Here is a 25,020-nt window from a genome sequence, read left to right on the forward strand (position 1 = left end):
GCGATCAGCCCCGAGTCAGCTTCTTGTAGGTGGCGCGGTGCGGACGCGCGGCGTCCGCGCCGAGCCGCTCGATCTTGTTCTTCTCGTACGACTCGAAGTTGCCCTCGAACCAGAACCACTTCGACTCACCCTCGTAGGCGAGGATGTGCGTGGCGACCCGGTCCAGGAACCAGCGGTCGTGGGAGACGACCACGGCGCAGCCGGGGAACTCCAGCAGCGCGTTCTCCAGGCTGGAGAGCGTCTCGACGTCCAGGTCGTTGGTGGGCTCGTCGAGGAGCAGCAGGTTGCCGCCCTGCTTGAGGGTGAGCGCCAGGTTGAGGCGGTTGCGCTCACCACCGGACAGCACGCCCGCGGGCTTCTGCTGGTCCGGGCCCTTGAAGCCGAACGCGGAGACATAGGCGCGGGAGGGCATCTCGACCTGGCCGACGTTGATGTAGTCGAGGCCGTCGGACACGACCTCCCACAGCGTCTTCTTGGGGTCGATGTTCTCGCGGCTCTGGTCGACGTAGGAGATCTTGACGGTGTCGCCGACCTTGATGCCGCCGGAGTCCGGGGTCTCCAGGCCCTGGATCATCTTGAACAGCGTGGTCTTGCCCGCGCCGTTCGGGCCGATGATGCCGACGATGCCGTTACGCGGCAGCGTGAAGCTCAGGTCGTCGACGAGGATCTTCTCGCCGAACGCCTTGTTGAGGTCGTTGACCTCGACGACGATGCTGCCCAGACGCGGGCCCGGCGGGATCTGGATCTCCTCGAAGTCCAGCTTCCGCATCTTGTCGGCCTCGGCCGCCATCTCCTCGTAACGGGCGAGGCGGGCCTTGGACTTGGCCTGACGCCCCTTGGCGTTGGACCGCACCCACTCCAGCTCGTCCTTGAGGCGCTTGGCCCGCTTGGCGTCCTTCTGGCCCTCGACCTTGAGACGCGTGGCCTTGGTCTCGAGGTACTTGGAGTAGTTGCCCTCGTAGCCGTGCAGGCGGCCGCGGTCGACCTCGCAGATCCAGCCGGCCACGTTGTCCAGGAAGTACCGGTCGTGGGTCACGGCGACGACGGTGCCGGGGTACTTGGCGAGGTGCTGCTCCAGCCAGTTCACCGACTCGGCGTCGAGGTGGTTGGTGGGCTCGTCGAGGAGCAGCAGGTCGGGCTGCTCGAGGAGCAGCTTGCAGAGCGCGACGCGGCGCTTCTCACCACCGGAGAGGTTGGAGACGGGCCAGTCGCCGGGCGGGCAGCCCAGGGCGTCCATGGCCTGCTCCAGCTGGGCGTCGAGGTCCCAGGCGTTGGCGTGGTCCAGCTCCTCCTGGAGCTTGCCCATCTCGTCGAGCAGCGCGTCGGAGTAGTCGGTCGCCATCAGTTCGGCGATCTCGTTGAACCGGTCGAGCTTGCCCTTGATCTCGGAGACGCCCTCCTGGACGTTCTCCAGGACCGTCTTCTCCTCGTTGAGCGGGGGCTCCTGGAGGAGGATGCCGACGGTGTAGCCGGGCGAGAGGTACGCGTCACCGTTGGAGGGCTGCTCCAGCCCCGCCATGATCTTCAGCACGGTCGACTTACCGGCACCGTTCGGGCCGACGACACCGATCTTCGCCCCCGGCAGGAAGCTCAGGGTGACGTCGTCGAGGATCACCTTGTCGCCGTGCGCTTTGCGCGCCTTGCGCATGGTGTAAATGAACTCAGCCAAGAGAAACCGTCCGGCAGCTTGAAATCTGGCAGTGGGCAGATACACCCCATCTTGCCGTACGGCCACCCTTGGGAGGAAACGCGTTCCGCCGGGGGGCTGTGAGCTGGGGGTTCGCCACCGTCACCGGCGACCTGCCCGTCACTGCCGACCACCGCCGACCGGCCTCGGGCCTTCGCACACCCAGGAGCGAGCCCAAGCCGACCCTCACCATCCGGCCGGTGGGTCGACGGCCGCCGGCGTCATACCGGCGGACAGCCGCGACAGGGGATGCGCCGCCGACCTACCAGGCAACGGGCTCAGTGAGCGCCTGAACACAACCGAAGGATCTCGCGCCTGACGATGTCCACGCGAGCCTCGAAGAAAGTGCTCAACTCCGCCGCACTGTAATCATATTCACCCACGGTGGGCATGAGGTTGGACCGGAGGACGTCGTCGGCGTGAAGCCCTAGATCATCGATGAGCTCCGGCAAATATTCTCTAGGGTCCCTGTCGCTGATCAGATTGTTGTCGGCGGCTGCCAGCATGCAGAAGTTGAGCAGGTTACTGCGCTCCACACCTGGAACCATACGCTTGAGGAACGCCTCCGGGAAGATGTGATGAAACTGCTTCCGATTGTAGACGGAAAGCGCCTCGGAAGTGTCGATCGTGTTTCCGTTGGTCAGGTTCTTGGGGTTGCTTTTCGCGAGGGTCAGAATAAATGCCCTGGAGCGCGAATTATTCTTCCGGAAGACCATCTTCCTGATCTCGGCAGCACTCAACCCGCCACCGAAAACATCCTCGCCGCCATCCTCCCCCTGGAGAACGAAGTTCTTGATCGCTTGAAGGTCGCGAGTCACGAAATCATCAGGCGCACCCCGGTAGCGCTCCGAGAAGGACGTACGCCAGAACCACTGCCTAACCCGACGAAGCGCCTGAGCGGAAATATTCGGGTGATTGGCGTAGATATAGGTGAGAATCACCAGATGTGCTTCATAGGGGAGGAAGCTGAGAGAGTGGATCTTGAAGTCGGTTGCCAGCTGATCCACCGCTCGAAGCAGGGCCGTGCGCGTACGGTCCACCAGGAAGTCCATCTTGTGCGGGTCCCCCTTGAAGCCGCGGAGGGCGATCACACGCTCACGATTCGCGGACTCGTACTGGACCACGGCAAGACACTTGAGGACCGTGGTGCCCTTGATCTCCCCATAGTTCTTGGGCTCCAGAGAGTAGGAGATCTCCTCCACCTTCTCGTTGAGGTCGAACCCCTTCGACCAGGTGGCGGCCACCATGAGGTCGAACGTCGAGAGGTCCGTGCCCGAGCTGTTGATGCGCTCGAAGATGGGGCAGACTTCCTCGATCGTGAGGTCCTTGAGGGTGACGACCGGGATCTGGTAGCCGCTGAAGACTTCGATCAACGCATCGAATCGCTCCTGCAGCAGATCTGCGTTTTTGTGCGACTGGAGTGCGGTTCTGAAGTTGAGCAGTTTGGTCGTCTGATAGAGCCAGCGCATCGGGAAGTGATGCAGCGGCCGCTCACCCGGCTTCTCTTCCAGGAATTTCTCGACCTCCAGGTCATAGACGGCCGAGAACCCTATCCCCTCGTCCTCGGCCCCAAGTGCGGAATACAGGACGGTCATGCGCTGCTGCCCGTCCAGGACATAGTCCGTGGGGGTGAGATCCTCGGTTTCCGGCAGCTTGAACTCGCCGATATTCCGCTCCGTGGCAAGTTTGTCCGAGGTGCGCCAGAGGAGAAGACTCCCGATGGGGTAGTTGTTCGCGACACTGTCCATGAGGTCCAATGCCTGGGCCACCCCCCAGACGAATGGACGCTGGAACTGCGGAACCTTGATCTCCCCTTTCCGTACCTGTGTGTTGAGGTCCTTGATGTACGGAGTGGCGGTTGAGAGACGACTACCTACGTGAGCTGCCATGATCGTAGGTTACGGTCGCGAGACCGAAGTCGTGGGCGGGTCTTGGAAGTTGGGTGCGACGGGTCTGCGGAGCTGCATTGAGCCGGCTCTACTTGGGAGCGAGTGATCACGACTCCGTACACTTCCCGGAGCGGAGTCCGACCTCATTCCTGTCAGCCGACCCTGACCTGGGCGCGCGTCGGCGCGGCGCGGGCAGAACGAGCAAAAGCGGCTGAACAGGTAGCAGCTCGGATCGGATCACCCGGTGTCGCGGACCCTCGCCGAGTTCCTCGATCGCGCGGCCGGCTTGGCACGCGCAGGGCGCTGGATCGTGAGCATCGTCTCTACTGCTGGATCAGCGTACGACCGCCCTCTCAGAAGTTTCTGGCACTTCCGGGCGACTGTTGACGAGTAGTCGGCGCGGGGCATCGCACTGCTTGCCGTTGAGTCTCAAGGCTTCCGTGATGTGACGGAACGTCGTGTGGGTTGCTCTGCCATCGCGGGCCTCTTCTTCGACCTTGTCGAGGCGGGACAGCACCGCTTCGTCGCCGAGCGTCCCTGGCGGCCGGACGGTCGTCTCCTTCGTCGTCACCGGTGCCTGGACCGATCACGGTGAGCAAAAAACCGCAGGGGCAACCCCTACTCCCCCGCCCGGTTCTCCCGCCCACGCAGAATCACCAGCACAGCCCCGCCGATCACGACGAACCCGATAGCCGCCCCCGTGATCACCGGCGTCAGCGCGGACCCACCCGTAGCCGCCAGGTCCGTCCCTCCAGGGGCCGCTCCCGGCAAGGTGATCGGGGTCGGCTCGCTCAGGGTCTGGGCGGAGGCGGCGGTGGCCGGGCCCTGGGTGGCGCAGTCGAGGATGCCGGTGAAGCGTTGGGTGAAGCCGTTCGGGCCGGTGACGGTGAAGTCGTAGGACTGGTCCTCCTTGAGGGGGACCGTGATCGTGTCGGCCTTGCCGGGAGCGACCGTGTGCGAGGTGCCCATCAGCTCGAAGGTGAACGGCTCGTCGCCCTTGTCGGCGACCGTGACGTCCACGCCGCCCTTGGTGCAGTTCTTGCGGGCCGACACCGCCGGTACGGCACCCTCGGCCGCCCAGGTCGCGTCGACGGTCGCGGAGACCGTGGACTCGCTGGACCCGGCCAGGATCTGCGTCTGGCTGCGCGACTCGGAGGCGAAGGCGCGGCCCACCGGGACGGTGGTGGACGCCTGCACGGCCACCTGCACCGTGGCGTCCGGCGCGTCCTCAGGTATGTCGAAGTAGAGCTGGCTGCCGTCGTGCGCCGAGGTGATCACCTTGCCGGTGCGGTCGATGATCCGCATGCCCTCGGCCGCCGCGTCCGCCGGAGGCGAGACGATCACGCCGGCGGCGTCGGTGTGCACGGTCACCGGTCCCAGCAGGTCGCCGGGGCGGCCGGAGAGCGCGGGCGGGTCCAGGGTGAGCGAGGCGCGGGGCTCGGCGGCGGGGCGGGCGCTCTTCTCCAGGTAGTCGGCGAGCTTCTCGGCCTGCGGGTCGGTCGCGTCGACCTTGGCCGCGTCGGAGTAGCGCCAGATTGCCACCTGGGTCCCGGCCGCCGCGTCCTGCTCGGTGAGCCCGGTCGCGCCGGCCTTGCGGGCGAGCGCGTCGAGGTCGTTCACCTGCGGGTAGGAGTTCTGGAGTATCCAGCGGATGCGCCCGGCGTTCTTGTTGGCGCCCAGCGAGGTGCCGCTCCAGGGGGTCTCCTGGTACTTGGCGTCGCGCTGGGTGGGGTTGTGCAGGTCGACGCAGTACGTCTGGAGGGTGCCGCCGCCGTCCACGGACATGTCGAACAGGCCCGCCGGCACCCGCAGGTCGGTGCCGTCCTCGTGGATCACGGCCTCGCCGTACGTCTTGAGGCCGTTGATCGTGGCCGTCGCCCCGTTCTGCGTCTGCGGTCTCCCGTCGGCCAGGGCCGTACCGGCACCGGACAGCACACCCGCCGCCGCCAGCCCGCAGGCCAGCGTCATGGCACCGGCCCTGACGGGCGCGGTGGACCGGGTGAACCCAGAGAACGCAGAAAGCACAGAATTCCCCTTCGAGCAGGACCCGTTGGAATTGGGGGGCGGTCCCACCAGCAGAAATCACCAACCCCTAGGGGGTACGCCTGGGCATCCTATGGATCAACCGACCCGGCACCCTGCGGTCAGATGGCCGGACGGCTGATCCGAGCTGTAATCGTTATCGCGAACGCCGCTCTCAAGCTGGGCTTATCGACAAATCCACTGGTTTGCACGGGGCGTTCGAGGCGCATTCGCCGATAAGCCGCGTCTCGGTCAGGTGACAGGTGACGTCACGTCACCAAAGCTTCTTCCGGGCTATGTTGACTCTCCGGCTCCGCGGGTGGTGTCTCCCACTGCGGCTCCGGACGCACCTCCGCCCGAGGTGGTGTCTCCGGTTTGGCCGAGCGCCGGAACGCGGCCGTCCCCCGTGTCAGATCGTGGCCGATCGTCACCGCGTCGATGTCGGCCGATGCCCACGCCTGTTGCTGCCCCTCGCGCACCTCGGTCCGCACCTTCAGCCGGCCCTGCACCACGAGCGGCTGCCCCACCTCCACTGAGGCGGCCACGTTGACCGCGAGCTGCCGATTGGCCCACACCGTGAAGAAGTTGGTGTGTCCGTCGGTCCAGACGCTCTTCTCCCGGTCCCAGTACCGCGCGGTCACCGCGAGCCGGAAGCGGGCCGAGGGGCCGCTCGGCAGCTCCCGGTACACCGGCCGCGTCGCCACGTTGCCCACCACACACAGCACTGTCTCGTTCATCGTGAACCCCTCCCTCGCCCGGCGCTCACCGCCGGGGGCCTCCGGTGCCGGTACGGGCCTTTCCCGTACGGCTTCCTGTGCCGTGCGGCGCGCACCGGTCTCACTCGTGGCGCGCCGCACGACCGCCGACCGCGAAGCCCGCCCGTCCCCCACCTGGTCCGCCGGGCAGGCGGTGCGATCGCCGTGGCACCAGACTGCCCCGCCCCCGCCGACCCCGCAGAGCGCTGTGGACGGCCCCCCACTTGTGGACAACTCCGTCACCCGATCAGGTGGTCACGCCATCCCCAGCCCGCCCTAAACGCCCCTACCGACCGACCCCCACCCCCGCGATCCGCCCGTACTGCTCCCGCACCTCCCGGTACCGCAGCAGCTCCGCCGCCACCGGGTCCAGCACCCGAGCCCGTCCACAGCTCGCCGCCGCCTCCCGCAGCCGCCGCTCCGCCTCCTGCCCGTACCGCCGAGCGGGCCCCCGCGCAGCCAGCCGGCACCCCCACTCCACCAGCGGCCCCCCGACGATCCCGCACAGCATCAGCAGCACCGGCACACCCAGATTCGGCGAGAGCACCCCCGCGATCTGCCCCACCAGCCACATCCCGCCCACGATCTGGAGCAGCGTCATCGCCGCCTGCACCAGCACCGCCACCGGCCACCACCCCGGCCGGGGCGGGCGGCCCGGCGGCAGCCCGGCGCGGCCCGCCAGCTCGTCCAGCGACTCCGACAGCCCCTGCGACCCGCGTACGGCCGCCTCGCGCACCGCCTGCGCCCAGGGCGTGGGCAGCTCCGCCGCGGCCTGGTCGGACACCGTACGGACCGCCTGCTCGACGCGCTGGCGCGCGGTCGCCTCGGCGTCGGTCTGCGGGCGCACCGGGAGACTGCCGGTCTGCGGACCGCCGCGGTCGTGGTACCAACGCCACAGCCGCAGCCAGGGCGTACCGCAGGCGCGGTTGGCGCTGCGCAGCCAGGCGCGTTCGGCGGCCTCGCCCGCGGCCGTGGCGCCGACCGCGTCCGCGAGCCGGCCGGAGAACTCCTCGCGCGCCTCCTCGCTGAGCCCGACGCCCTGCCCGGCGGCGTACACCGGGCGCAGGTCGGCGGCGGCCGCGTCCACGTCGGCCGAGACCCGGCGGGCCGCGGCGCCCCGCTCGGCCACGAACTTGCCGAGCGCCTCGCGCAGGTCGCCGATGCCGTCGCCGGTGAGCGCGGACAGGGCGAGGACCGTGGCGCCGGGTTCGTCGTACTCACCGAGCGCGATGCCGTCCTCGTCCAGCAGGCGGCGCAGGTCGTCGAGGATCTGCTCGGTGGCCTCGGCGGGCAGCCGGTCGGTCTGGTTGAGGACGACGAACATCACCTCGGCGTGGCCCGCCATCGGCCGCAGATAGCGCTCGTGCAGCGCGGCGTCGGCGTACTTCTCCGGGTCGACGACCCAGATGACCGCGTCGACCAGCTTGAGGACCCGGTCGACGTGCTCGCGGTGCTGCACGGCCGCCGAGTCGTGGTCGGGGAGGTCGATCAGGACAAGGCCGCGCAACTGCGCCTCGGCCTCGGCGCTCTGCAAGGGGCGGCGGCGCAGCCGGCCGGGGATGCCGAGGCGGTCGATGAGGGTGGCGGCGCCGTCGCTCCAGCTGCACGCGATGGGCGCGGCGGTCGTCGGACGGCGTACCCCGGTCTCGGAGATGGGCACCCCGGCGAGCGTGTTGAACAGCTGGGACTTGCCGCTTCCGGTCGCACCCGCGATGGCGACGACGGTGTGCTGCCCGGACAGCTTGCGCCGCGCGGTGGCCTCGTCCAGGACGCGGGCGGCCTCGGCGAGGGTGTGGTTGTCGAGGCGGGCGCGGGACAGCCCGACGAGTTCGCGCAGCGCGTCGAGGCGGGAGCGCAGGGGGCCGTCGTACGCCAGGGGCGCCGGGGGGCCGCCGCTCGTCGCGCCGCGGGCGGGGGCTTCGAGGGGTGCGTTGTCCTCGGTGGCGCGGCGGGCGATGAGGCCGTCGTCCCAGGCGCCGCTCCCGGCGGGGGCCTCGTCGCCGCCGTCGGGGCGCTGATCGCCCTCCACGCGCGCGTGCCGCTCCTCATCGGCGGGGCCCGTGTCGTCGACGTGATCCATCTGGTCCTGTTTGGCGACGGCGGTCACCGGTCACCTCTCCTTCTGCAGTACGGACAGCGCGGCGATGAGTTGGGCCTGCGACTCGGCGTGGACGTCCAGGGCGTCGATGGGGGCGAGGCGGCGTTCGCGTTCGCCGTGCAGGACCCGGTCGACGTGCTCGGTGAGCAGGCGCCCGGCGCGGTCGCGCAGCCGCAGCGCGCCGTGCGCCCCGATCCGCTCGGCCAGCCCCTCGCCCGCCGTACGCGCCCGGCGTCCGCCCAGTACGACGGCTGCGGCGAGCGCGGCGACCGTCTCGGCGTCGGGGGCGTTGCCGCGTTCCAGCTCGCGGACCTCGTCCTCGGCGTACTCCTCCAGCTCGCGCCGCCAGCGCCGTACGGCGAGGCCGATGCGGTGCTCGGCGCTCTCCGGGGAGGGGTCGCGGTCGGCGAGTTCCGGGGCGCGGGCGGCGGGTTCGCGGCGCCACGACTCGTCCACTCGCTCGTCGGCGGCGGTGACGGCGCACAGCAGCAGCGCGCCGAGACTCTCCGTGAGGGCGTCGAGCAGTTCGCCGGCGGTGCAGTCCAGCGGGTAGGCGCGCCAGCGTTTGAGGGCGTCCCCGGCGAGGACGGTGCCGGACTGGAGCCGGCCGCGCACGCGCGTGTGCTCGCTGTCGTAGGCGCCGTCCACGGCGGAGGTGAGGCGGAGGGCGGCCGCGTACTGGGCGGCTGCGGCGCTCGCCAGCTCCGGCATGCGGGCGGCCAGCGAGTCGAGCAGGCCGTACGCCGTACGGGTGAGGGCGCTGCGGCGGGCGCCGGGGTCCTGGGCGTGGTGGTGCAGCCAGGTGCGCAGCGAGGCGACGGCGGAGGCGGGCAGCAGTCCGCCGCCCCAGGCCGACTCGGGCAGCTCGGGCACGGTGAACCGGGGCACCTCGCCGAGCCCGGCCTTGGTGAGCAGGGCGCCGTACTGGCGGGATACCTCGGCGACCACCTGGTGCGGCACCCGGTCCAGGACGGTGATCAGGGTGGCGCGGTATTCCTTGGCGGTGCGCAGCAGGTGCCAGGGGACGGCGTCGGCGTAGCGTGCGGCCGTCGTGACCATGATCCAGATGTCGGCGGCGCAGATCAGCTGGGCGGCGAGTACACGGTTGTCGGCGATCAGCGAGTCGACGTCGGGGGCGTCGAGCAGGGCGAGCCCGCGCGGGAGGCTCTCGGCGGTCTCGACGCGCAGCACGCGCGCGTGGTCCTCGCCGGGGGTTTCGCTGTCCTTGGCGGGTTTCTCCTGGTGGGGCACCCAGCGGCGGGTGAGGTCGGGGAGTACGCGCATGCCGCTGAACCAGTGCTGGTCCTCCGGATGGCAGACGAGCACGGGGGTACGGGTGGTCGGCCGGAGCACGCCCGCCTCCGTCACCCGGCGCCCCACCAGGGAGTTCACCAGGGTCGACTTCCCGGTCCCGGTCGATCCACCGACGACGGCCAGCAGGGGCGCCTCGGGCGAGCGCAATCGGGGTACGAGATAGTCGTCCAGCTGGGCGAGCAGCTCGTCCCGGTTGGCGCGCACGCGCGGGGCTCCCGCCAGGGGGAGCGGAAAGCGTGCGGCGGCGACACGGTCGCGCAGAGCAGCGAGTGCGTCGAGTAGCTGAGGGCGTACGTCCAAGGTCACCACATGCGAAGAATGCCCAATTTTAGGGGAATTCTGAAGCATATAGACATGCCTGCGCGCCGAAGGGACAGACCGGACGGAAGGGATGACTGGGACGCGGGCCCCCTCCCGGCATAACGAGTGCACAACACCCGGCGCGTCAGGGCGCAAAAGCGATGCATGATTCGTACCCGCCTGCGATTATCTTGACCGCTTCACCGAACCTCCACATCGAGCCACGGAGGCGCGGCGACGGGGTCAAGGAACGGGGAGCTTTATCCTTGACCCGCACCAGGCCCCCGTAGCTCAGTGGATAGAGCAGGCGCCTTCTAAGCGCTTGGCCGCAGGTTCGAGTCCTGCCGGGGGCGCGCGTCCAAGCCCTTCCTTCGGGAAGGGCTTTTTGCTGTTCAGGCACGGTTTCAGCAAGCACGCCGAAGCCCCGTCCTCCTCCCTCACGATCGTGGGAAGACTCCGGGGCCGTCCGGCTGTCACCGGGTTCTGGCGGGTGGCCGTGTCGAATACGTGTCGAAGTTTTCGGGGGCTCCGTCAGCCGTCATCCGGCCGCTCGGGCAGATCTCCGGCGGCCTCCAGCCGCCGTTTGAGATCGGGAAGCTGTCCCTCGACGCACCTGGCGTAGGTGGCCAGAAGCACGGGCACGCTGTTGCCAGCCCAGTCGGCCACCTGCGCGGGCGGGATCCCGTCGTTGAGCCACTTGGTCAGGCGCGTATGCCGGATGTCGTACACCCGCTTGCCCGTGGGCGACTCGAAGACGTGGGCGGGCAGCACTGCTTTGCGGGCGCCGCGCCAGGCTCGGCGGATGACGGAACCCGCCAGGACGCTGCCCTTCTCCCCCTGAAACAGTAGGTCACCGGGGCGAAGGCCCTCATCCTCAATGTGCCGCCGCAGGATGCGCGTCAGGGCCGGATGATCCGGAACGGTGCGCGTCTCCCCCTCGGCACGACCCTTCAGATCGCGCTCCTCGTGGATCTTGCCGGTGTCGGTCCACTGCTTGCCGACCTCCGGCGTGGCCGTGTGAATCAGCAGCTCACACCACTGGTCGCGGCTGTCAGGGTCCGGGAGTGTCACGTCCTCCACCCGCATGGCCACGGCTTCCTCGGGACGCGGGCCGCAGTAGTACAGCGTGGCGAAGAAGGCGTGTAGCCGTTTACCTCCGCGCGGCCGGCGCCGGACCCAGTCGAGAAGGGCCGCAGCCTGATCCGGGTTGACCAAGGACCGCTTGTCCACGGCGTTGGTGGTCTTGGTGGCGGCCGTCGTCTCCTTCCCCTTGGGGAGCGGGTTGGTCCGCAGGATGCGGCGCCGGATCGCGTGCTTCATGGCGACGTTCAGGATCCGGCGATGCCGCTTACGGGACCACGCGGCGGCCTGCCTGCCGTCGAGGAGCGTGTCGAGGGCCCGCAGAACCTCATCGACCTTGTCCGGCTCCTCCCAGGCCGAGACGGGCAACGAGTTCCGCTCCACCCACTTGAGGATGACCGCCACATCGCCGGGAGCCGCAGCGCGCTGGTTCTTGTTGAACGCCCACTCGCGCAGGGCTGTGCGAACCGCGGCCGGTTCGAACTGGGCGGGCTTGCTTCGAAGCAGGGCGATCGTGGTGGCCGTCATCGTCTTGGCGAGGTTCTTCCGGCTGTTGCCTCCGAGTTGAGCCCAGCGCGCGTCCACGTACTCGACGGCGAACTTGTACCAGCTCATGGCGGCCGACTTGGAACGGTGCGACACCGGCAGGCCGGTCGCGATGACGAACGCCTCCCCCTTGCCGGTCGCGGAGATGAGTTCCGAGCGGAAGCCTTCCGCGAGCGCGACTGTGCCGAAGGGCTCACGCCAGCGCTTGCCCGCCACCACCCAGCGCACCGTGTGAGTGGTCTTCCTGGCTCCCTTGTAGGTGAGGATCTTGTAGACCTTGACGTCGTAGGTCGTCTCCATCAGGCGGCGTCCTCACGGTCGTCCAACCAGTGTTCGAGGTCGCTGCGCCGAATCCTGAGATCGCCGTTCGGGAGCTTGATGCAACGCGGAGCGCGCCTCTTGGCCCGCCAGTCGTAGAAGGTCGAGCGGGAGACGGCCAGTTCCTCGCAGACCTCCGCGAGGGTGAGCATGTTCCGTGACCGGACGGCCGTGGTCATTCCGCGCTCCCTTCGGCCCGGAGGGCGTCTCGGGCGGTCTCGCGGTTGGTCTGGGGGGCGCGGGCGATGGTGGCCGCGAGGGCCGCCTCGCCGGGAGTGTGGCCGTGGCCGGCGTACTGCCAATCGGCCAGGACGAGGACCGTGTCCGGTTCGCGGTCAGCGAGGCCGAGGGCGGCGGCTTCCTGTGCGGCTCGGTACTCGGCGCGTTCCTGGCGGAGACTGCCGAGGGTGGTCGAGTAGGTGCGCGACTTGGACGAGAAGTGCCCGCGGAAGCCGAGCATGTGCGCCCAGGCCCAGAGCCGTCGGTCGGGGTATAGGGCGTCCAGGTCGCGGCACGCCGTGATGAGCCGCCGAGCGTGGTCGGGGACGCGGTGGCGGTCGAGTTCGGCAAGTTCGCCGATACGGCGGTCGAGGGTGCCGGTGTTCTCAGCGGCCTTGGTCGCGTACTTGGCGACGTACGAGGCAACGGCCTGCTCGGTGATGTCGGCGCCGTCTCCGAAGGCTTTGACCGGGCGGACGTCGAGTTGTCGGCCCCAACGGAAGGTCCGCGCTGGCTGGTCGTCGGCGGCCGGGACCGAGACAGACGTGTACGAGTGCGAGGCGGCAGCGCGAACCGCGTCCGTGAGGAGATCAACCGTGGCCCAGGCGGGAGGCGGCGCTCCGGGGCCGTCGGGACCGTCGAGCCGCACGACGGCGTGGAAGTGCAAGGCACCGCGCTTCTGGAACTCCGCGACCTTGCTGTACGAGACGCACAGGTGGTCAGCGAGTTCCCGGCGAGGCAGGCTCGCGCGGGCGGCGAGTTCGCGGGGAGGCGTGTGGTGAAGCGCTGCCAGAGCTGACCGGCGTGGTTGTTGAAGAGGACCGCGCCCGCGTAGTCGTAGGTGTCCGGGTCGAGCGGTGTGCCCAGTTCGGAGCTGTCCGGGGCGTGCGGGGTGCCGCAGCGGCACGCGCCATGGTCGGGGCGGTTGTGGACCGGGCCGAAGGAAGGGGCCGTGCGGGTGGCGAAGACGCGCGGGTGTTCGCGGACGGCGGTGGGGATGTCCCGTCGCTCGTCTCCGGCGAGGCCCGCACGGATCAGGTGGTACGTGTCGCCCGCGTAGGTCCAGGCGCAGGCGGGGCAGCAGGACGCTCGGCGGTTGCCGCAGGCGAGGCGGAGTCGGCCGCCCGGCTCGTTGGCTGTGGAGTAGTGGTGCAGCGTCTCGCCGGTGGTCTTGTCCTTGTGGAGGGTCCAGCCGGTGAGGTGGACAGGGTCGGAGCAGCCGCCCGTGCGGCGGATCTGGTCTTCCCAGCGGGTGTACTCGGACGTCGAGGCCACCCGGAGAACGTCTCCGAGGATGACCGGGTCGAGCCGTTGAGCGGACGTTGCCGGCATTTGTGTCGTGGGTGTGGCCCGGTAGGCCATGCTGGGGGTTCCTTCCGGTTGCGAGATCGGACAGGGACGGCTCCTGGGCGGCGGATGCTTGGCGGTATCGAGGCCGCCCAGGAGTCGGTCAGCGGCGCTTGGCGTCGGAGGCGAGCAGGGAGCGCAGGACGACCGCGCAGACGGCGACCGAGGCACCGGTGATGGCGACCGCCAGGAGCAGCGAGACCAGGACGGTGCCGAGGACCAGGACGACGGCCAAACCGCCGCCGACCACGGCGAGGACGGCGCCGGGCGTGAGCTGCACGACCGGACGGGCCGGTGCGGGGGCGACAGGTGACGGCGGGGCCGGGGTGTCCTGGCTGCCGACGGTGACGGTGGTCGGCTCGATCGCGACGGGCAGGCTGGTCGGCTGCGGCATGGTGGGGAGCTTGGGCCGGAACATGGGCGGTTCTCCTTCCGTGACGGGCTACTTGACGGCGGTGTCGATGACAGGGGCCAGCACGCTGTCGGCCAGGAGGTAGCCGCCGAGGAGGAGCACGGCGATGAGCCACCAGGGCGGGCGGATGAGCTTGACGCCGAGGCAGCCGACGGCCAACAGGGCAAGCCAGAGCGGGACGTTCATGGGCGGTGTCTCCTAGCGGACGTTGCAGCGGTGGGTGCGAGCGGCGAGCTGGGCGGCCGTCTGGCTGGAGTAGTCGGCGGACCAGCCGCAGCGGTCGGCGGTGCAGACGGCGGCGTGCGTGGTCCGGCCGCTGCGGTCGCGGTGCGTCCCGATCTGCACGGGGCCGATCCGCATCACAGAGTGGAAGTTCTCGCGGGCAGGCATCGCGGGGATCTCCTTCCGGTCAGGCAAGTTGGGCGGCGATCGCGTCAGCGAGTTGCGACGGGACTCCGAGGCGGGATCGGAGGGTGTCAGGGTCGATCGGAGATCCGGTGCGAGCGCGGTACTCGTCGGCGACCTTGCGGGCGTGCTCGACGAGGACTGCGGGGACCTGCGGAGCGGGGACCACCGGCGACGACGAAGCGGGGTCGTCCGTGACGGGAGTGGTGACCCCATCGGGCTCGGGCACCACTTCCGGTTCCGACTGCTCGGCCCTCAGCACGTCGGCGGCGACTGCCGGTGGCGCCTGGTCCGGCTCCGCATCGGGCGAATGGGCAAGGAGCGTTCCGCCGAGAAACGCGACTGCGGGCCATCCGGCGACACCGAGACGGAGCAGTGCGGGCGGGTTGGCCAGGTCGAGGAACCCAGCGGTAGCGACGTTGGCTCCGAGCGAGGCGAACAGCGCGACGACGAACCAGCACCAGGCCAGCCGGGACGGCCCTTCACTGCGCAGGCGCCGCCAGGCGGCGACCAGGAGCAGGTCGACGCTGACCGGGTACGCCCACGCCTTCCATCCGTTCTGCCCGGCAGCGGCGGCCAGGTCGTGCAGGTGGGCAAAGGAGAGGGCGCCGGCGATGACGGCCTGGACCAAGACCGCGTCGACCCGGAGACCGCGACGGGCTCCCATCAGGAGTCGCCGGGGTCGGCGGAGGCGCCGTCGGAGTCGTCGGGGAACATGCCGGGCGGCGGCTCGGGCAGCGACACGGCGAGGGCCGGGCTGACGACCTCCACGAAGTCGAGGTCGGCGCCGTCCATGTCGGCGTACAGGGCGAGTTGACCCAGCAGGAGCACGGTTCGAGCGAAGTCCTCGCAGGCGGGGCACATGACGGTTCTCCCTCGTTTGGGCATGGCGGGGGTAGGGACACGGCGCGGGGGTGGTCGGCCGAAGGGGCCGGAGAGTCAGGCAGTGGCCGAGGACGCCTTGGCCAACGACACGGGCGCGGCGGAGGAGGCGGAGAGAACGGGCCGGAATGCGGCCAGCTCAGGCAGAGCCGGGGTCCGGTCGGCGTACCGGTTGCAGATGTTCACAGCCTGGCGGAGCGAGGTGTGGGGGCGCGGATGCGGTGCCAACCTCCGGAGGAGTCGCCCGCGATGGCGAGCCCCCGCATCTCGGCAGGGATCTGGATGGCGGCGAGAACAGCGTCCGGGGCGATGTCGCCGAAGGCCATGTTGGCGGACGTCTCGTCGTTGACACGGTGAGCGGTGCGGCCGGTGAGCTGGGCACGGAGCATGGTGATGCCCTTGCCGAGTTCGGAGCCGAAGCGCTGCCCGCAGATTTCGAGGTAGATGCCGGCCGCGCGGCCGAGCCGGGCGAGACGGACCAGAGCGGTGATGATCCGGTCTCGGCGCTTCTCCTCGTCCTTGCTGGCGTACAGGGCGAGTTCCGCGACCTCGTCGACTAGGACCACGACCGGGACCGGGCGCAGGTCGTCGGGGAGGTCCCAGATGTCGGCAGCGATCTCCGCATCCGGCACATCGGAGGTGATCCGCTGCTGAGACCGGATGAGCTGGTAGACACCTTCCATACGGCTGACCAGCGCATCGAGCACTTCAGCGGCGGTGTCGGCGTCGTCCGCCAGCGCGGAGAACCGACGGGCCAGGGGGTACAACTCCACCCCTTGCTTGCAGTCGATACCGACGAGGGCGACATCCATCGGCGCGAGTCCGGCGACCAGGTTGCGTTGATAGACCGACTTCCCGGACTCCGTGGCGCCGAGGGTGAGGGCATGAGGTATCGCCCGGTAGTCGCGGTAGTGCACCGAGCCGTCCTGCCGCAGGGCAACCGGGACTCGCATGGGCCGCGGGCCGGTCTCGGCCGGCATCTGCACCCGCTTGAGCACGTCGTAGCCGGTCATCCGCAGCTCGACGACGCCGGACCGGACCTCCCGCGAGGTCACGCCGTACATCGAGAACGAGTGCCGTAATCGGTCCGAGGCGGCAGCGACGTCGAAGGCGTCCTGCCCTGGGCGCAGCTTGAGTCGCATGACCAGGCCGGTACGGGTCGGCCTCATCCGCAGAATGCGCGGCGAACGCGGCTCCGGTATCGGCCGGTTGGTGGCTCGCGCCAGGGCGAGGCGCCACCGTGCGGGCGGAACGGTCAGCCCGCAGGCGTCCATGACCGACCTGTACCGGACCAGGACCCGCACCACGGCCAACGTGACCCCGAAGGTCAACCAGTACCAGGCGGGACGCCACCACCGCAGGAGACCTACGGCAGCGGCGACCAGCACCAAGGAGACCGCGTAGACGGTCATGATCAGGCCGCCTCAGCACCTGCGGCAGCGCCCGCGAGGGACGTGACCGCGACCGCGCGGAACGCGATGCCGTGCCGCTTCTGCCCGTTGAAGTCGTTCTCCCACGGCCGGGCGATCAGACCGGTGAGGGCGACGGGCGTGCCCATGGCCAGCTCACCGGAAATACCCGGTTCCGGGACGGTGACGGAAAGGATCTCAACCTCCTCGTTGGCCGCGAACATCACGTCCACCGTCATGAGCTTCGCCCCGGTCTCGGTGTCGGTGGCGATCTCGCCGGTACGGCGGTCACGAACCTTGACCTGCGGGGACTTGGCGACCATGACGACGGCGCCGGAGGTGTCGACGGGGATCTGACGCACAGAGCTCACTCCTCTATAGAGGTCCAACTCATGCACTCATGTATATGAGTGATACGAAGAAGAGTGCATGACTCCTGTACATGAGTCAACCCGCCGCGAGGAAGAACTCACGACGGGCTGCGAGAAGTTGAGCGACCGTCAGTCGTCAGCAGGGATCCGGTACTCGAAAACGAACTGGTCAGCGGCCATGAGGGTGTCGCACACCTCGACGACGAGCCCCGCGGTCGTACGGGCTTCGCGGATCAGGTGGACTACAGGAGCTCCCGGGCTCAGCGCCAGCTCCGAGGACTCCGCCTTGGAGGCCGGCCGCGCTTGCAGCGTCTCGACGAACTCCGCGAACTCGTGGCCGTGGTCTTCGAGTCGGGCGTAGATGCCACCGCCGCGCGGGTTCTCGGCGAACAGTTCCGGGATGTCCTTCACGACGTCCCATGGCAGGTAGGACGTCGCGGACTCGACCGGGGTGCCGTTGCGGAAGTAGAGACGCCGACGGGCCAGCACCTGCGCGCCGACAGGGATGCCCAGACGCTGGGCGGCGTCCTCGGGCGCGTCCATGGGACCGATATAGAGAACGCTGACCTTGGCAGTGGCGCCGGACTGTGCCGACTCGGCAAGGTAGGCCGCCTGCCCGCCCTGGCGGAGTGAGCGCCGGAAGCGGTCGGAGGACCGGTGCCGCACGGGAGGCCGGCTCTTCACGATGGAGCCCTTGCCGTGCCGGGTCTCGACCAGCCCACTCGCCCGCACCTCGACCATGGCCTTACGGATCGTCCCCCCAGAGACGCCGTACCGTTCCACCAGCTCGGATTCACTCGGCACCATGTCACCGGGCTTGAGGATCCCCGCCCGGATCTGCTGCACGATCTCGTCCGCGATCTGCACGTACCGAGGCCCGGAACCGACCCCTCCCGCCGCAGTTCCCATAGTCCTTCTCTGCCTCCTATGCTCCTTTACATGAGTCAACCACAGGAAGCGAACCCGTCTCCCCTGCACTCCGTGTCCGTGGCCGGAGTGGTGGTGCGCGAGGACGGCCGCCTCCTGGCAATCCGCCGAGCCGACAACGGCGCCTGGCAACTCCCCGGCGGCATCCTCGAACTCGACGAGACCCCCGAGGCCGGCGTGGCCCGCGAGGTCCTGGAGGAGACCGGCATCCACGTCGAAGTGGACGAACTCACCGGTGTCTACAAGAACTTGCCCCGCGGCATCGTGGCCCTGGTCTTCCGCTGCAAGCCGTCCGGCGGCATCGAGCGCACCTCTAGCGAGTCCACGGCTGTCTCCTGGATCACGCCGGACGAGGTCAGCGAGCGGATGTCGGAGGTCTTCGCGGTCAGGCTGCTGGACGCCTTGGACGGCAACGGGCCTCACGTACGGAGCCATGACGGCAAGCGCCTGATCCCAGCGGGATAAGACTTTCTCTACTTCATCAAGGCCCGCGCACGGCGCGGGCGCGCGCCGCCTCTGCGGCGCGGCCTGCCTCCTGTCTCCGCCCCGGCTGGCCGCGCCCGGCGGCGCGCTCGGCGGCTGCGGGCATGAAGTGGGGAGACCAGGTCCACAGACTGCCCGACTCGCCGGAAGCTTACAGGGCCATGATCACTCGCCCCAAAGCAGCTCCAGCCCAAAGCCGCTCCGCCGGCCTTGCTATTCAGCTCGCCGCGCCTTCGGTGAATACCTCCTGCAAGCGATAGCACTCACCCCCAGCAATGTAACCAGGCACAACAACGAAACTCACATCGGAATCAGGATCGCAGTTTGACCAAGCCTGTTGCCTGGTCTCATCGATGGGCATCCCAGCGGTGAACTCGTAGTCCCATACGAACTCAATTCCGCGACTTCTTGCTGTGTCGAGAATTTTTTTAACTTGCAAAGCCGCTTGCCCCGCAGTCTGCCATACTTCATCACCCTTTCGGGCTCGCAATATTCTGCGAGCGCGACCCAGCTCCACCCCTGCAGGGGCCAGATAAGCCGAGCACAGTTTACTCATAGTCTGAGCAAGACGCTTCTTTGTGTACCCGTTTCGATGTGTGTGCTGAACTGCCGTATATGAGAGAGCCAGCAGTTTCTGTCCAACGAACGTGCCGATCTCATCAGCCAGTACGCGATGCACTTCATCGGCGGCCCCAGTTAGATCGTCTCTGGTGTAGGCCAGCTGAGCAAGGAGGTCGTGGAGCTTCTCGCTCAAATCGCTAACCCGCGAATCGAGGTCGGTCAGCCGATGCAAGATCATTTCCAAGATCGCATCATGACTCACGTTAGCCGAAGCGGAATCGCGCATAGGCTTTTCTCTCCTCGAAGAATGCGGATAATCAAGTCACCGGCGTGAAATCAAGATGGGCAGTAACGAGCTTTCCCGTTTTCGCGACAACCGCCATTACCTTGATCTGGACCTCGCCAAAGACAAACGACAACCTGACCGCTCGCTCGCTGCGAGGAAGGTCCATAGCGTCCGAGAGGTCGACCGTAAGTTTGCCGATCAAGTTGCAGCCCGTATCCGTCACGTAAGTTGGATTTTTCGATGTAGAGCTGTAAATGTCGAAGGCAACTTGCTTCTGGTCTTCATAAAGCGGATAGAAGGTGTGCGTTACCAACTCGTCCACCGGAACGCTCTGCCCAACCTGCACGTACCGCGAAAAGAGGTTATTGCAGCGCCGCTCGCCATTAGGGAGAGTGATCAGGTAGTCCGCAGGGTCAATGCCATCACGGAAGGCACCGGCTGTTTTGCACCCATACGTGTACTTAGTGCGTCGCGACTTAGTCTGCGGATCGTAGGTGTAGTGCACGGCGCCAAGGAGAACAGCAACCTCGGGATCAGGGGGCACCAATACATCGGCCCTGCCCTCCAGGTGCTCCTGCAGCCGTTCTTGTAGGTAGGGTGAATTACCGAAACCCCCAACAAGAATCACTAGTTCTTTGCCTGGGGCATTCCTTCGCTGAACACGCATTTCGTCCAGCTGCTTGTCTACAAGCGACAAGATTCCGGGGACTACGGTCTCGAATATATCCCTGGCTTCCTCTGCCGTGACGACGAGAAAGTCAACGATCCCGTCCTGGCTCTTACTCAGTGACTCCCGAGCAGTCCCATCAAGAAGCCGATCAAGAGCCGCTGGAATCGGAAGGTAGATGGCGTCATCGTCTAGCTTCGTGATGCTGACTTTGGCCTTCTCCCAGGAGTCCAGCAGGTCGATCACTGAAGCTGGGGAGTGGGTTCCAATTTGATCGACAACATCGTACGACCCCAGCCGCTTCGCCAGAATGCGCTCAAGAAATGCCTGATTTACATATTCAGACCCGAATTTCCCCCCGCATTCGCGCCCTATCTCTTCAAGTCGGTTCCGTGCGTCGGTTTTATAGGCCGTTATATCGACAGTTCCGCCGCCGCAGTCGGCGACGAGAAATCGAGATCCGCGCGACATCAAGGAGGGGCGACGACCGCTGGTATTAATTGTGCGAACGCCGGACACTCTGGCGTGATAAGCGGCGGCCTCCGGCTCAATAACTAGTTGAAGACGCTTTTCGTCGTCAGGAAATCCAGCAGCTACGGCGGCCTCCCGCATCAGCTGCTTCTGGTATTCATCCCAAATCGCGGGAACTGTTAGGCACCAGCGCACTTCATCGCTTGAGTAGCCACTCTTTGAGATTTCCTCCATGGCCGTGGAGTGCATTTTCTGGAGGAAGATCGTGACTAGCTTTTTAGACTTCTCGTACCCTAGACGTCCGCCCGAAATTTCTTCACTCTCGGGCTTCTCATCTGTCGACAGAGACATCTTGAAGCCGAGATGAAAGTCATAGTCGCCCGATTCCCCTCGTGCGGATAGTGCAGCCCATCTGCGCCGAGCCTCATAACCCCACGCCACTAATTCGCCGTCACGAGACAATAGAAGTGCACTCAGGTTTTTCGGATAGGGAGTTGGGTGATTCGGCCACCGGGTCCGAAACCAGACCTGTCGCCGCTTGGGATCTTTGTGGCGCTCGTCAATAGTGGTCCAGGCGAAACCTGTACCGTGAGTGCCGAAGTCGATCGCCGCGATAATCCTTTGCTTCTTCATCAGCTCCCCCACCCGAAATTTCGAAGAATAGCCCTGCGCGCGGCAGCCTCCAGAGCCAATCGGGCGCGGTTGGCCTCGTCGGAAAGTCCGAGCGTGTCCAAGACTTCAGCCAATCGTCGAATTGACTGGGTGGCAGCGTGCGCCGCACCAGATTCCGTCGCGGCTAGAGCCTGAGAAGCCGCAGAAATCGCCTGGGCGCGAAGTCCCACATCAAGGTAGACGCTGGCTTGTCCGACGCGCGCGGAAACGATGTCGACTCGGCCCCGTTCCAATGCCACTTCGAATGATGCTGCAAGCCCGGCAGCAATAACTCGTCGCTCAGAATGCAAAGCTGCGGGAATCAAGGTGTGCAGCCTTGGGATTCTTCCGTGCTTGACCAGATGGAACCACTCAGCGATAAGCCCAGCCGTGATTGCGGTGGAACCGCCCAGTTCATCTTCAAAAGCAAGGACGCTGTTAGAATCGGGAGGGTTTTGTTGATTTACTCCAGGAAGTGGGACCGGCGGGAAGTTAACTTGCACGGAACGCAACTCCGGCGAGTCGACTATGTTCCAGGCGCAAAGAGCAGGCCAAACTCTGCTACTGGACTGAACCTCCCCGTAGACGAGGATTACAGGAAGATCCCGCAACGCTCTCTGAATGTGGAGAATATCCACATCTGTACTTATTAGTGGCCGCTTAAGGGCCCCGTCCAAAGAAACGAGATCGCTTGACCAGGGGGACTGAAGCCACTTCCTCCTTATGGCGACACGAAAGGAATGCGGCCCGTCAGCATTCTCTTGTCCACTCAAGTTGTCGCGGACGAACGGCGCTACCAGTAGCGCAGGTACTTCTCCACCCCTAGTAGCATCGTGCACAAGGGTGTAGAAGTCATTACTCGTATAGGAGAAAGGGGCTTCCTTCAGGTCGCGATCCATCTTGTCTTGAATCGCTTTGACTTCGATACCTACACGGGCCTGGCGCCAGTCGCGCTCAATCTCGTAGGAGTGGTCAATGGCGGCCTCATGAACCCTATTCCGAGCCGCCTGCGATTCATTCTGCAGGGCCCTTTGCTGCGCGTTGCCAGCCTCGAGCTCGCGCAGTCGGTGAAGCAACTCTTGTTGGTCGCGAAAGCTGCCGTCCTGCTTGATCTTGTAAAGCGTCAGCAGATTGCCACTCAGACTGGACAGGCCAGTGAATAGACCCGCAGATACCAAGGATGAGCCCCCCACTCTCATTAGTCCCAACCTAGCGTACAGCGCGACGCAGATACCTTGAGGTGAACGACGACACTTCCAGCTCTATGACATGTTGCACCTTTTGGGTGTTTTATGTGAATTATTCAGATTCAATCGAGGGATAACCAAAGAGCTGGACGACGCTGGCGGGCTGAGGGTGGAGGCCGAACGGCCACGGTCTTCTATGAGGGATCGCCGGCCCCGAGTGCCTGCCGCATGTGTGTCGAAGGTTGGTCGGTGAAACCCTGAGTAAGGAAAGAACAGCGTTCAGCCGAGGTTTGCCCGTCGTCTCTCTAACGACTTTTCTAAGCGGGCCTGGGCCGTCCCTGGGCCGTCCGAGGTCGACCAACGCTGGCAGTCGGCACCCGAGGGTGGCCACCTCCACCCCGCTCTGGCCTGGGGTTCCGGCGATGATCTGCCACACTGGACGTGTTATGCCTGCACCCGGAGAACTGGCATGCCGATGTCCGGCCAGCTGACTACGGTAGTCCCGTCCTGGAAGACGATGGCGGTCTGGCCGCCTGGCTGGAGTCGAAGAGGCTACTCACCAGCCCTGAGCGCCACATTGACACGTTGCGCCGCCTGCTCGACGGGGACGACGACGCACTTCTGCTGTACGACTACGACCTGATCAGTGATCCGCAGACAGTCGCCATCGTGAGAGCTCAGCAGCGCGCAGCGGGACAGCGCCGCCGTAGGCTGCGACGACGGGCAACGCACCACAGGGGCACCGCCACCCCCCAGCGTCGTGGACGCAGAGCAGGCCGCGCGGCCCGGTGAGCGAACCCCTAGTGCGCTGGTTGCAGGGCAGCACCGCTGACGGCAGTGACGGCAGCTCCGACGGCAACGACAGCGGACGGCAGCGGCCCGAGACGGTGCTGGCGTAGGCCGACCGCGCTGAATCACTGAGGCCTGCCCGCATCTTCTAAGCGCTTGTTCGCAGGTTCGAGTCCTGCCGCGGGCGCTCACGTGCAGCCCACCCTTCGTGAGAGGCTTTCGCTGGTCAGGGCGGTGCGGCTCCACGCAAAAGAGTGCCGGGCGCACCCCCGGTGATCACAGGGAGGGTCCGGCGCTGTCCGGCTGTCACCGGGTTTCTGCGGGTGGCTGCGGTGAATACACGGGGAAGTTCTCCGGACGGCCGTCAGCCGATCTCAGGCAGGTCGGGGGCCCCGTGAGCCAAAATCCGCTGTTTGAGGTCCCGGAGCTGCCCCGAGATGCATCGGGCGTAGATGGCTAGCAGTACCGGGACGCTGTTACCCGCCCACTCAGCCACTTGCGCCAGCTGGATGCCGTCGTTGAGCCAGTTCGTCATGGAGGTGTGCCGAAGGTCGTACACCCACCTGCCGAGCGGCGAGTCGAATTCCTCCAGAGAGAGCACTTCGGCGCGAGCGGTCCGCCATGCCCGGTGACGTCACGCTCCACCCTGTAGGCAAGCGCCCCGTGGACCAGTCTCCCTGTTGGCAGGATGGGGCGATGGTTCGCAGGCCGTATCCGACATACCGCGATCAGACGTATCCTCCGACAGCAGCCGTTTGGAGGGCCCTTCGGGAACTCCGCGCGGCACCGCCCGGCTACGCGAGCAGCGGCTCGCGCCAGAAGCTGTTCAGCTCAGCGCTAGAGCAGTCAGAGCAACTGTTCACAGCGGCAGCCTCGGTTGGCCCAGCTTCTAGGCCCCTCGTGCTCTTCTATGGCCTGAGCCAGGCCGGCAGGGCCATCGCGGCGTGTGCCCCGGTCCCCATGGACAAGTGCCGCTTGAACGGCCATGGAATATCTGCAACACGAATGGATCAGCCGGACCTAGGCTCGGTAATCATCAAGGACAAGGGTGCGGCAGGAGCTGAGTCATTCACGCAGGTTGCGGCGATGCTTGGATCTCGATCTCTACATGAGGAAACGCGTCTCGCGGATGTGTGGGCAGCGATCCTGGAGGTCAACCTCTGGCCCTTGCAGTCGACGACCCATCCGCAGCTCTCAATCAGTCGAGAGACCCACCAGGTGAATGCCAACACCTTGCAGGCCATGGTCTCTGGCCTGCCCGGCGACCTCCAAAAGCACTCGGATCCCAAAGATCGGGAACAAGCCGTGGGCGCGTGGCTTGTTGACTATCCGGCGTTGAACGGCTACCGCTTCCGGTCGATCGGCGCCATCCCTGACAACGGACCGGAAAGCTGGGATGAGAGGCAAGGCACCATCGGCTGTCGAATCGTGTGGGATGTTGAGCATGGAGAGGAAGCCGCAAAGCACAAGTTTGCGGAGATAGCCCCCTGGAAGGGGCGCAGCCTGACAGATTCGGCCCGCGTGATCCACGCACGGTTCGGCGGAGACGACCGTCAGCTTCACCCGCTACTGGCCTGGTGGTCAGTGCTCTTCGCGCTTTCGATGCTCGCTCGCTACCAGCCGGGACAGTGGACAGCCCAGATCGACGTCAACCGAAGCAGAGACGCTGTAGCGATCGAATACCTGCTAGACAGCGCTCTCGCTGCCGTACCCGAATTGGTCCTCGCTGCCATCGACGAGGTAACGGCCTAGCCGCTCAACAGCTGGTGTTCGCGTCCGTGCCACGACGCTGAAGCACATGGTTCCGGAGTGAATGCGTAGATCTCCCCTAGCAGCCCTCTGCCCTGCGGCGGAGTTCGTCAGAGGGTGCCAACTGCATAGAGTGTGACGGAGGTTGTCGGACGCCCCGTTCAGGGTGACGTCCGCTGGGGTGGCCGTCGATAC

The 25,020-nt window shown here is 66.7% G+C and carries 22 protein-coding genes, 1 tRNA gene and 2 pseudogenes; 4 read left to right on the forward strand and 21 right to left on the reverse strand.

Annotation, left to right across the window (positions count from 1 at the left end; translation table 11 throughout):
- Nucleotides 1–4 precede the first annotated feature (4 nt).
- From ettA to ACIGA3_RS04035, 7 genes are all read right to left on the reverse strand, one after another.
- On the reverse strand, nt 5–1,669 hold the full coding sequence (ettA, locus tag ACIGA3_RS04005; RefSeq protein WP_399710268.1) for an energy-dependent translational throttle protein EttA: 1,665 nt from the start codon (nt 1,667–1,669) through the stop codon (nt 5–7).
- A 296-nt stretch (nt 1,670–1,965) separates the two neighbouring features.
- Nucleotides 1,966–3,576, reverse strand: a complete 1,611-nt coding sequence (locus ACIGA3_RS04010; protein ID WP_399710269.1) for a DUF262 domain-containing protein — start codon at nt 3,574–3,576, stop codon at nt 1,966–1,968.
- A 334-nt stretch (nt 3,577–3,910) separates the two neighbouring features.
- The gene (locus ACIGA3_RS04015; protein ID WP_399710271.1) at nt 3,911–4,147 is read right to left on the reverse strand and encodes a hypothetical protein; all 237 of its coding nucleotides are present in this window, start codon (nt 4,145–4,147) and stop codon (nt 3,911–3,913) included.
- A 47-nt stretch (nt 4,148–4,194) separates the two neighbouring features.
- Nucleotides 4,195–5,544 (reverse strand): Cys-Gln thioester bond-forming surface protein, encoded by a 1,350-nt coding sequence (locus tag ACIGA3_RS04020; protein WP_399710273.1) that lies wholly within the window; start codon nt 5,542–5,544, stop codon nt 4,195–4,197.
- A 323-nt stretch (nt 5,545–5,867) separates the two neighbouring features.
- Entirely contained in the window at nt 5,868–6,335 is a 468-nt protein-coding gene (locus tag ACIGA3_RS04025) for a single-stranded DNA-binding protein (RefSeq protein ID WP_399710275.1), read from the reverse strand.
- Nucleotides 6,336–6,639: 304 nt separating this feature from the next.
- The gene (locus tag ACIGA3_RS04030; protein ID WP_399710798.1) at nt 6,640–8,433 is read right to left on the reverse strand and encodes a GTPase; all 1,794 of its coding nucleotides are present in this window, start codon (nt 8,431–8,433) and stop codon (nt 6,640–6,642) included.
- Nucleotides 8,434–8,463: 30 nt separating this feature from the next.
- Complete coding sequence (locus ACIGA3_RS04035; RefSeq protein WP_399710277.1) at nt 8,464–10,074, reverse strand: dynamin family protein; 1,611 nt, start codon at nt 10,072–10,074, stop codon at nt 8,464–8,466.
- Between the two features lie 271 nt (nt 10,075–10,345).
- Between ACIGA3_RS04035 and ACIGA3_RS04040 the strand changes: the two genes are divergently transcribed.
- Nucleotides 10,346–10,418: transfer RNA gene (locus ACIGA3_RS04040), tRNA-Arg, on the forward strand.
- A 178-nt stretch (nt 10,419–10,596) separates the two neighbouring features.
- On the opposite strand, the gene ACIGA3_RS04045 is transcribed toward ACIGA3_RS04040, so the two are convergent.
- From ACIGA3_RS04045 to ACIGA3_RS04085, 9 genes and pseudogenes are all read right to left on the reverse strand, one after another.
- Nucleotides 10,597–11,991 (reverse strand): tyrosine-type recombinase/integrase, encoded by a 1,395-nt coding sequence (locus tag ACIGA3_RS04045; protein ID WP_399710279.1) that lies wholly within the window; start codon nt 11,989–11,991, stop codon nt 10,597–10,599.
- On the reverse strand, nt 11,991–12,188 hold the full coding sequence (locus ACIGA3_RS04050) for a helix-turn-helix domain-containing protein (RefSeq protein ID WP_366571352.1): 198 nt from the start codon (nt 12,186–12,188) through the stop codon (nt 11,991–11,993). The genes ACIGA3_RS04045 and ACIGA3_RS04050 overlap by 1 nt, the downstream gene beginning before the upstream one ends.
- Nucleotides 12,185–13,590 (reverse strand): annotated as a pseudogene (repSA, locus tag ACIGA3_RS04055) (replication initiator protein RepSA). Before repSA ends, ACIGA3_RS04050 begins: the two are co-directional and overlap by 4 nt.
- 88 nt (nt 13,591–13,678) lie before the next feature.
- On the reverse strand, nt 13,679–13,993 hold the full coding sequence (locus ACIGA3_RS04060) for a SpdD-like protein (protein WP_399710281.1): 315 nt from the start codon (nt 13,991–13,993) through the stop codon (nt 13,679–13,681).
- A 24-nt stretch (nt 13,994–14,017) separates the two neighbouring features.
- Nucleotides 14,018–14,173 (reverse strand): hypothetical protein, encoded by a 156-nt coding sequence (locus tag ACIGA3_RS04065; RefSeq protein WP_199587223.1) that lies wholly within the window; start codon nt 14,171–14,173, stop codon nt 14,018–14,020.
- 12 nt (nt 14,174–14,185) lie between these two features.
- Nucleotides 14,186–14,377, reverse strand: coding sequence for a mobile element transfer protein (locus tag ACIGA3_RS04070; protein ID WP_399710283.1), 192 nt, complete (start codon nt 14,375–14,377; stop codon nt 14,186–14,188).
- 19 nt (nt 14,378–14,396) lie between these two features.
- Nucleotides 14,397–15,059, reverse strand: coding sequence for a DUF2637 domain-containing protein (locus ACIGA3_RS04075; protein ID WP_399710285.1), 663 nt, complete (start codon nt 15,057–15,059; stop codon nt 14,397–14,399).
- Nucleotides 15,059–15,256, reverse strand: coding sequence for a hypothetical protein (locus tag ACIGA3_RS04080; RefSeq protein ID WP_350900247.1), 198 nt, complete (start codon nt 15,254–15,256; stop codon nt 15,059–15,061). The genes ACIGA3_RS04075 and ACIGA3_RS04080 overlap by 1 nt, the downstream gene beginning before the upstream one ends.
- A 75-nt stretch (nt 15,257–15,331) precedes the next feature.
- A pseudogene (locus ACIGA3_RS04085) lies at nt 15,332–16,533 on the reverse strand (FtsK/SpoIIIE domain-containing protein).
- Between ACIGA3_RS04085 and ACIGA3_RS04090 the strand changes: the two are divergent.
- A complete protein-coding gene (locus ACIGA3_RS04090) occupies nt 16,415–16,678 on the forward strand; it encodes a hypothetical protein (protein ID WP_399710819.1) in 264 nt (87 codons plus the stop codon). The pseudogene ACIGA3_RS04085 and the gene ACIGA3_RS04090 overlap by 119 nt on opposite strands.
- Before the next feature lie 10 nt (nt 16,679–16,688).
- On the opposite strand, the gene ACIGA3_RS04095 is transcribed toward ACIGA3_RS04090, so the two are convergent.
- Nucleotides 16,689–17,045, reverse strand: a complete 357-nt coding sequence (locus tag ACIGA3_RS04095) for a hypothetical protein (RefSeq protein WP_031182347.1) — start codon at nt 17,043–17,045, stop codon at nt 16,689–16,691.
- 138 nt (nt 17,046–17,183) lie between these two features.
- Nucleotides 17,184–17,963: a GntR family transcriptional regulator gene (locus ACIGA3_RS04100; RefSeq protein WP_399710287.1), complete on the reverse strand. Its 780-nt coding sequence runs from the start codon at nt 17,961–17,963 to the stop codon at nt 17,184–17,186.
- 18 nt (nt 17,964–17,981) lie between these two features.
- Between ACIGA3_RS04100 and ACIGA3_RS04105 the strand changes: the two genes are divergently transcribed.
- Nucleotides 17,982–18,446, forward strand: coding sequence for an NUDIX hydrolase (locus ACIGA3_RS04105; protein WP_399710289.1), 465 nt, complete (start codon nt 17,982–17,984; stop codon nt 18,444–18,446).
- Nucleotides 18,447–18,681: 235 nt separating this feature from the next.
- Here ACIGA3_RS04105 and ACIGA3_RS04110 read toward each other — a convergent pair whose 3' ends face one another.
- The 3 genes from ACIGA3_RS04110 to ACIGA3_RS04120 are packed head-to-tail and all read right to left on the reverse strand — an operon-like array spanning nt 18,682 to nt 22,293.
- The gene (locus ACIGA3_RS04110) at nt 18,682–19,311 is read right to left on the reverse strand and encodes a hypothetical protein (protein ID WP_399710291.1); all 630 of its coding nucleotides are present in this window, start codon (nt 19,309–19,311) and stop codon (nt 18,682–18,684) included.
- Nucleotides 19,312–19,342: 31 nt separating this feature from the next.
- Nucleotides 19,343–21,082, reverse strand: coding sequence for an Hsp70 family protein (locus ACIGA3_RS04115; protein WP_399710293.1), 1,740 nt, complete (start codon nt 21,080–21,082; stop codon nt 19,343–19,345).
- On the reverse strand, nt 21,082–22,293 hold the full coding sequence (locus ACIGA3_RS04120; RefSeq protein WP_399710295.1) for a hypothetical protein: 1,212 nt from the start codon (nt 22,291–22,293) through the stop codon (nt 21,082–21,084). The genes ACIGA3_RS04115 and ACIGA3_RS04120 overlap by 1 nt, the downstream gene beginning before the upstream one ends.
- 1,479 nt (nt 22,294–23,772) lie before the next feature.
- On the opposite strand from ACIGA3_RS04120, the gene ACIGA3_RS04125 reads away from it, so the two are divergent.
- Nucleotides 23,773–24,828: a YaaC family protein gene (locus ACIGA3_RS04125; protein WP_399710297.1), complete on the forward strand. Its 1,056-nt coding sequence runs from the start codon at nt 23,773–23,775 to the stop codon at nt 24,826–24,828.
- Nucleotides 24,829–25,020: the final 192 nt, after the last annotated feature.

The organism is Streptomyces sp. NPDC085596 (assembly GCF_044541565.1).
GTDB lineage: Bacteria > Actinomycetota > Actinomycetes > Streptomycetales > Streptomycetaceae > Streptomyces.